The 7,741-nt window shown below is 48.8% G+C and carries 5 protein-coding genes and 2 pseudogenes; 4 read left to right on the plus strand and 3 right to left on the minus strand.

Features of this window, described 5'->3' with window-relative positions; translation table 11 throughout:
- Positions 1-304 precede the first annotated feature (304 nt).
- From HLH35_RS15790 to HLH35_RS15805, 4 genes and pseudogenes are all read left to right on the plus strand, one after another.
- Positions 305-1,189: an HAD family hydrolase gene (locus HLH35_RS15790; RefSeq protein WP_182980056.1), complete on the plus strand. Its 885-nt coding sequence runs from the start codon at positions 305-307 to the stop codon at positions 1,187-1,189.
- A complete protein-coding gene (locus tag HLH35_RS15795; protein WP_182980057.1) occupies positions 1,189-2,391 on the plus strand; it encodes a hypothetical protein in 1,203 nt (400 codons plus the stop codon). Before HLH35_RS15790 ends, HLH35_RS15795 begins: the two co-directional genes overlap by 1 nt.
- A gap of 146 nt (positions 2,392-2,537) precedes the next feature.
- Positions 2,538-3,054 (plus strand): annotated as a pseudogene (locus tag HLH35_RS15800) (IS5 family transposase).
- A 267-nt stretch (positions 3,055-3,321) separates the two neighbouring features.
- Positions 3,322-4,270, plus strand: a protein-coding gene (locus tag HLH35_RS15805; protein ID WP_182980058.1) for an IS630 family transposase whose coding sequence is annotated in 2 segments (ribosomal slippage) — positions 3,322-3,662 and positions 3,661-4,270 — 951 coding nt in all. Because the reading frame shifts where the segments join, the coding sequence is not laid out codon by codon here.
- Between the two features lie 300 nt (positions 4,271-4,570).
- Here HLH35_RS15805 and HLH35_RS15810 read toward each other — a convergent pair.
- The 3 genes and pseudogenes from HLH35_RS15810 to HLH35_RS15820 all read right to left on the minus strand — a co-directional run bounded on the left by HLH35_RS15810 (position 4,571) and on the right by HLH35_RS15820 (position 6,983).
- Complete coding sequence (locus HLH35_RS15810; RefSeq protein ID WP_182980059.1) at positions 4,571-5,437, minus strand: FkbM family methyltransferase; 867 nt, start codon at positions 5,435-5,437, stop codon at positions 4,571-4,573.
- Positions 5,438-5,597: 160 nt separating this feature from the next.
- Positions 5,598-6,002, minus strand: a pseudogene (locus tag HLH35_RS20455) (transposase); the annotation flags it as partial.
- A 258-nt stretch (positions 6,003-6,260) separates the two neighbouring features.
- On the minus strand, positions 6,261-6,983 hold the full coding sequence (locus HLH35_RS15820; RefSeq protein ID WP_182980060.1) for a sulfotransferase family 2 domain-containing protein: 723 nt from the start codon (positions 6,981-6,983) through the stop codon (positions 6,261-6,263).
- Between the last annotated feature and the right edge of the window lie 758 nt (positions 6,984-7,741).

Below are 7,741 nucleotides of genomic sequence, written 5' to 3' on the forward strand. Positions count from 1 at the left end.
TTGGATTGAAGGACCTCAGAAGCCGGCGGGTTCAGGTCAAGGCCCTGATTATGCGACAATCTCGAGATGATCTGATCTAATATGATTTGCAATACAGTTGCTGAATATTTCTGAAAGGCTCAACTTTCTGGCATAAAAATGAACTGCGAGCCTCGTGCCAGAAGAGAGCCAACAAGCAAAATTCGCCATCGACTTCTTTCCGGAGACAATTGACAATTGACAATTGATATTCAATATGTGAAAATTAATCGTTCATAAATATTTTTTATTTCACACACACCGAGAGTCATCTTCCGTGTCTAGCATGTCAGAAGAAAATACAAGATCCATACAATATTTGCAGGAAAATCTATTTCAGACATCCAATCGCTACGAATGGCTTTCCAAAAACTTTCATGAAGCCGTCAATATTTTTGAAAATTGTCTTCACGGCGCGAAGACTTTGTCTCTCGACGTCTTTGACACTCTTTTATTGAGAAACCACCTAGCCGAAGCTGAAAGATATCACCTTACCAGCAAGAGAATCGTCGACCACCTAAAAGAACAGAATAAATGGCTGTTCTTACGTAATATTTCAGCCGAAAGCTTTACCCTTCTGCGCGCCCAGGCAATGCAACTCACTTACCGCGCGCGCCCATCTATTGCCGGTTGTAAGGAAGGTTCTATATTAGATGTCGTAGCAAACATGGCATCAACCGTAAATGGCGATGCATCGCTAGCCTCTGCTTTCCTTCAAACCGAGCTTGATTTTGAAGCCTCTCAATGTTTGCAGCTGAACCCCGTCCTGATGGAAGTCATGCGGCGCTTTCAGGCCCGTGGAGGGAAAACCATTCTTATTAGCGATATGTATCTGCACGCAGATCATATCCAAGGGCTATTTGATAGAATAGACCCAGACTTAAAGAATTGTTTTTCAGAACTATTTAGCAGCGCCGACACAATAATATCTAAAAGAAGCGGTTTATTATATCCATATGTTGAGAATATTCTTGGAATTGATCGACGAACAGTCTTTCACATCGGGGATTCCCTGCACTCGGATATTGAGAAAGCAAATGCAGCCGGATGGAACGCTTTGTTCTTTCCGATTTCCAAAATTGAAATATTGGAACGGCAGAACTCGCTTAACAAAATCATAGCACACTATCATTCAAAAAATATCGATATCAGTAATTGGGCCAAGATATAATGACACACCAGAACAACCACTCCGAAACCCATGATAGTATCTACAATTTTGGAAGAGTTACTCTCGGTCCTGTCATCGGGCAATATCTTCAAGATCTTTATCAATCATGCCTTTACTTTCATCACAGCCGAAACGCAAAAATCCTTTTCATGACTCGGGCCGGCCTGCGTATTCGACAGGCGCTGGATGTCTATGTCAGACGGGTTGGACAATCTGTTCCCGAAACATGGGAATTGTTCTGGGCATCCCGGATGATGATTGCCAAAGGCACCTGGACGCTAAACCCGCTTGAGGCCGGAAAAATTTTCAATGAAGCTTTTGAATTCACCCAGCCGGAAGTGACCACGCTGGCCATAACAGGACAATTGGATCGTGGTGGATCTCCTTCCAGCAATTGGGCCTGGTCCGCTCATCGTACTTTTTTTGCAGACCGGTTGCTCAATGGCGACCCAGCCTTGAATGAAGTCACGGAATATCTGAAAAATCAGTCATTCTTGTTTCAGAGCAAAGTCTCTCAACTTCTCGCAGGACATAGCACAGCAGTTCTGGTGGATACGGGCTGGGTAGCCAGCAGCCAGCGAATGCTCATGAAAGCACTACCAGAAACAGAATGGTGGGGCTTGTATTTTGGTCTTTCAGGAAACCAGACCCACGACAGAACGCACTGGCCCCACGCGATTCCCTTGGTTTTTCAATCGGACCAAGTCGACCTGAAGAATATCAAAAGCTGCATTCTTGCGTATAGGCACCTTATAGAAAGCCTTTTTGAACCCGCGGCGCCCAGTATCGAGGCATATCGACAAGACGATAATGGCGTCATTTCCGCCGTTGGAGAGCATAAAAATATTTGTGCGACAGATTATTATGAAAATGATCCTCTATACAAAGGCGTTATGGATTATCTTTCAACCGCTCCCGAAGATCCTGCAGAAATCACCGCTGCCGCCAATGCAGCATGGCAGACCCTTTGTCGGTTCATCTTACTCCCGACACGATCTGAAGCACTGATGTTCAAGAACCTGACGAGATCTGCCGATCTCGGCCGGTCGTTCGTGGTCCCTGTTCTATTGGAAACGGATGAGACATCCGCCAACGACCGTATCGTCCGTGCCTTATGGCATGCCGGGCAGGTCGCTCTGGAATTTGATGAAAATACCGCTCCGGAAATACAAAAGAAAATAATAGGCCTCCAGAATACGTAACTGCTCTTTGTCAGGTCATGAACTCATAAAATTGTTTGTTGTTGAACGGCTCGGGTAATCCAAGGCTGCGAACTAGGCGCTGTCTGCATTCAGTGGTTCCCTTGGAGTTGAAGTTCTGATTCAAGGCTGTCGATGGAGGGCAAGCCTTGAGCAGACGGACACTGACAGACGAGCAATGGAGGCGGATCGAAGGCCATCTTCCCGGCCGGCTCGGAACGCCCGGGCGGAGCGGGGTCGACAACCGACTGTTCGTGGATGCGATCTTGTGGATGGCCGGCAATGCGGCGCGCTGGCGTGACCTGCCGAACGTGTTCGGCAAATGGACTGCGGTCCACGCTCGTTTTTGACGTTGCTCACACGCGGGCGTCTGGGAAAGGCTTTTCCATGCCCTGGCCGATACTCCAGACTTCGAATATGTCCTGATCGACAGCACCATCTCGAAGGTTCATGCCGATGCGACGGGCGCAAAAGGGGGGCTGAAGTTGCCGCCATCGGTCGTTCGCGCGGCGGATCAACTGGAGCCTCTACAAGGAACGCCATCAGGTCGAATGCTTCTTCAATAAACTCAAACGCTTCCGCAGAATCGCCTTGCGATGCGAGAAAACGCTCCCCGCCTTTATGGGCTTCATCCACCTCGCATGCGCCATGATCTGGCCACGGTGAATGCAGACAGCGCCTAGAGGAGCCTTGATAATGATAAGGCCGCTACGAACTTGCCAACCGCGAATGGTCTATCTTACCATTTTTGTTGCCCGACAAGCCGCGTGCGAGAAATGGCCTCGTTGGTTCGGACGGATTGGCGGTGGGATAAACTATTCCTGGCCGCGGCTATTCCGCTAGAGCACAATCTGACCTAACTGAGTCGTTTTAGGATTCCCCTCTGGGGCGAAATCTGATTCATCCTGATTGCCGGGATGGAGGCCGGCAATCATGACCCGAGCGCTATCGTCTGATCTGCGGCGGCGAGCCATTGCTGCGGTTTCCTCTGGCATGACCCGCCGGGCGGCTGCCGAGCGCTTTGGTGTCTCTGCCTCCAGCGTAATCCGCTGGGTAGCGGAATGGCGTGCGAGCGGCCGAGAGCACGCGCTGCGGCAGGGTGGCGATCGTCGCTCCCATCGGATCGAGGCCTGGTCGAGCGTCCTGCTGGCTGCGATTGAAGCCAGGGCTGACATTTCCCTTATCGAACTGGCGGAGAAACTTGCTAGGGAACATGGGGTCCGCTTCGCGCCGAGCACGATCTGGCGCTGCCTCGACCGTCACGACATGACCGTCAAAAAAAACGGCGCACGCCAGCGAGCAGACACGGCCCGACGTCGCAGAACGGCGCGAGGCCTGGTTCGACAGTCAGCCTGAACTCGATCCGGCCCGGCTGGTCTTCATTGACGAAACCGCTGTCTCGACGAAGATGGCCCGTTTACGGGGGCGGTCACGTCGTGGCACGCGCTGTCGAATGTCTGTGCACCATGGACATTGGAAAACCACGACGTTCATCGGCGGACTGCGCCTGTCCGGAATGACCGCGCCAATGATGCTGGACGGCCCAATGACTGGTGAATGGTTCGCCGCCTACGCCCGCAAGGTGCTCGCTCCAACGCTGTTGCCGGGAGACGTCGTCATTGTGGATAATCTTCCGGCACACAAGAGTGCTGAAGCGCGGGAGGCTGTAGAGGCAGTCGGTGCCCGCCTGCTGTTCCTGCCGCCTTACAGTCCCGACTTCAACCCTATCGAGAACATCTTCGCCAAGATGAAGGCATGGATCAGACGAGTGGCGCCCCGAACCATCGATGCACTCCAGGACGCGGTGTGCGGTGCAATCGACGATGTCTGTCACAGCCAGGCCGCCGCCTGCTTCACCGCAGCAGGGTATGAACCAGATTGATCGGATTATGCTCTAGTTCCCTGTATCGCCGGACGACACCACTGCCGGGATTTAAGCCTGGCAGTGGTGTTGGAGCGAATGCATGATACGCCCCGTCGGGAGTGCGGGCCATCTCGTCAGGCGCGCATAAAATTCTGATCCGATCTTGAAAGCGTGGAGATAACTGCCTGGAACGACCTCTCCCCCTCCCTGATACCGTCCAATCTATCGGATTCAGAAAAATGGACCCATATAGGTCAATGTCTACAATCCTTGGCATGAGAGAGATCTGTATGTCATCACGGAATCAACAAGAATATATCAGCCCAACATGCCTATATTTTCTTTTCCGTCTATTTTAACGTACCAATCGTCCCAGCGTGAAAGTTCAGGATGCCAACGTTCAAAATTATTCTTTTCAAGAAGTGAGCGTATTTTATTCCTCTTTTCTTCTTCCCCCGCGTGCTCAACAGTAATCAAGCGTACATCACATTTGTCAAAATGAAAGCTATTTAATATTTCAAACTCCGAGCCCTCCGTGTCAATGGAAAGATAATCAATTGTAGATGGTGCGCTATGCTTAACCAAAAGGTCGTTCAATGATATTGTGTCGACATAAGAAATCTGCGCATCGGCTCTGTTACCGTCATGTTCATGAACATCTTGTGGCACAACAGAAACAATTCTCGACAGTTCAGGCTGCTCCGTGACACACAGCATTTTAATATTTTCGCCACTACGCGAATAAACGCAAGAATGGTCTAAAATACAATTCCTATTATTTGTTAATTTATCAAACCAAATCGGGTTTGGCTCAGCCAAAATCCCATTCCAACCGTATTCTTTTTCCAAAAGAAGCGTGTTACTAAGAAAAACTCCGTCACAAGCACCAAATTCAACAAAGAATCCATTTCTTTTTTTGTTTGTCATCAACAAAACCCACAGATCTTGATAGATCTGCGCGGAACTAAAGAGAATATTTTCCTGACAAAATGCAAAAAAATCTAAAATTTCCGAAGATGAGACATCGCCTGATTTCTGCCTATCAAGAAGATTTAGGACAACTCCAGCAAGCGTTTGCTTCTCCCATTCTGGGAGTAGATCAAATTTTCCGCCGTCCATCAGACCTTTTGCGTGGGAAACTCTCCACATGAACCATTCTTCTTGAAAAAGAGTCCGCTTGCTCATGATTTCATTCCAAAAATATACGTTTCAGCTGAATTTTAAGAACGAATTATATACAAATCAGCCGAAAACCAAAAAAATTATAACAACCCCTCGAATTGAAGTCCAGCGCTGACGAATGATAGCTAATTCGATAGCGCCCCTTTGGGCTTTGAGAGAGCATGATCAGATCTGGCAAGGCCTCCACGCCATGGATCTCAAGCAGATGGCCCAGCATCTCGCGCCCACTCATCTTGCATACATACATCGAGATGATCCGCTCGTCGAAACCGGGAAAGCGCCGCCGGTAGCGATCAGTTGCGGATCGAACGTTCCTACCCGATCGCGGGCAATATCCAGCCGCCCCGGCCGATATCCATCAGCACGATCTTCTGGCCCCAGTGATTGCGGCAGTTCAGACGGACGGCCACAGCTTCGCCGTCCAGATGGTGATCCAGTTCGGCGTGCGACCGCAGCTCCGCCAGCGCCTCCTTCATATCGCAAGAAGGGCATCCGCGTCCGACATGATGCGGACCACGCGCCCAGCCAGAATATCGTCAAGGATCAACGGCTTCGTGCGTTGGGTCATGATGCTTCTCCTTCTCCGGCATCACACTGGACACACAAAATTCAGGGTAGCCTCCATCGAATTCATCTCCGTGATCGCGCTCTGACAGGCCTCAGGTCAGGCCATTACCGTCCCGTAGGTGCTGGTGCGCGAGAGCGCGCCTGACAGGACCGCCCATGTCGTGTGGTTCCGAACATCCGATGGCCCGCCACCACGAAGCATAGGAGTCAATACAACAAATAATCTCGGAAAAATTTCGTACATATCACATACAATATCTCAAAATCGGATCATTTCGTAATTGAATCTCCCAAAATCCTCTTTATAAATATCAGAAATGAGCAACATTTCTTCCCTTGAAATCTTATATACATCAGAAGCAGTCTTATGAATCTGACCGAACTCTCTTATTTTTTCTAAATCACTATTGTTTTCTCCATAAAACATAATAGAAATAGCCTGGAGATATATATTAAAATTCTCCAGACGACCAACAATATTGAATTTTACACTTCCACTTCCCGTCAAATAGTCCTGCGTCATAAAATGGATATCTCTTTCTTCGTTTCTTTTTTCCTTAACGGCGACCAGAACCTCCTCAAAAGTCGGCTCCGTGGATTCTGAAAATCCCAATGCTTTTTTGTGATAAGATCTCTCGTCCATTTTAAATTTATCAAGATAAGCACTGACTGCTCTCGAATATGGGTTTCTCACGAACGAAAAAATATTGCCGGATCTCTCCATGAGATCATACCATTCGCCTTCCGGCAGATCGAACGGCCTCAGCAAAGGAGATTTCTGCCTATCATGGATCAGAGAATGGTTCTTGTCATAATTCACATTCCCTGCCATTTTCTGAATGAGATATTTTTTTATACTTGAGCATCCCGCTTTGGGGACCTCAAAATAAACAATCTTTCTTACCGGATCAACATGAACCATATTATTGATGGTTTCTTTATACATACCATATTGCGGAAATCTCTTTTCCAAGCATTCCATTGTCAATATCCACCAGAAATTTAAAAACTGAGCCGAATTTTTTCTAGACAGCCGGAGCTATTATCTACAGGATATAGTTTGTATTTTCAAACACAAATCAAAATTTTCCAGAAATTTTCTATACACCAGAAATACTCGTTGCATGCCCAGAGGGCGGATCGCTCGCATGAGCGTATCTCCCAAAAGAATTAAACTGAAATAGCCTCCGGAAATAGGATCGCGGGCTAAATCCGACTGTTCTGCCGCCTTCGTATAATGGAGCGCTGACGACGAAGAAGACGAGACGGAAGCCGGACGCCAAACTGAAAGCGAAGATTGCACTGAAGGTGGTGAGGGACTATGTGACGATGATGGGTTTCGCGCAGGCGATATGGAATTCATCCGAACCAGATTTATGCCAGATCGCCTTGAGATTGACGCATGACCAGGGCGCTGTCCCATGAGTGCGAAGTCAGCATTTTCTGAAGGTTTAAGCTTATGAGATTCGTTTTCAACTTGGCTATGCCTGTCTTCATCGAAAGCGCTGGATGAAGACAGGCCTGTCGAACCTGATTGAGGGCAGGATGGCCTATCTGAGGATTTCGTACGCTTTTTGCCATGCAATCCAGATAACGCTGGGCACAGGCCCGGAGTCTACCACCAGGCTAAGAGTATCCGTTGTGATCAAGCGGCTTTTGGAGCCCATGTTCGATCATCGCGCAGGAGTGCGTTGGCGAGGATGACGAGCTTGCGCATGACGGCGGTGATGGCGACTTTGG

The organism is Gluconacetobacter asukensis (genome assembly GCF_014174375.1).
Lineage (GTDB): Bacteria > Pseudomonadota > Alphaproteobacteria > Acetobacterales > Acetobacteraceae > Gluconacetobacter > Gluconacetobacter asukensis.

What these genes read in the sequence shown, in the direction of transcription:
- HLH35_RS15820 (WP_182980060.1), bottom strand. Translation starts at nt 6,983, where the DNA reads ATGGAATGCTTGGAAAAGAGATTTCCGCAATATGGTATGTATAAAGAA.
- HLH35_RS15795 (WP_182980057.1), top strand. Translation starts at nt 1,189, where the DNA reads ATGACACACCAGAACAACCACTCCGAAACCCATGATAGTATCTACAAT.
- HLH35_RS15810 (WP_182980059.1), bottom strand. Translation starts at nt 5,437, where the DNA reads ATGAGCAAGCGGACTCTTTTTCAAGAAGAATGGTTCATGTGGAGAGTT.
- HLH35_RS15790 (WP_182980056.1), top strand. Translation starts at nt 305, where the DNA reads ATGTCAGAAGAAAATACAAGATCCATACAATATTTGCAGGAAAATCTA.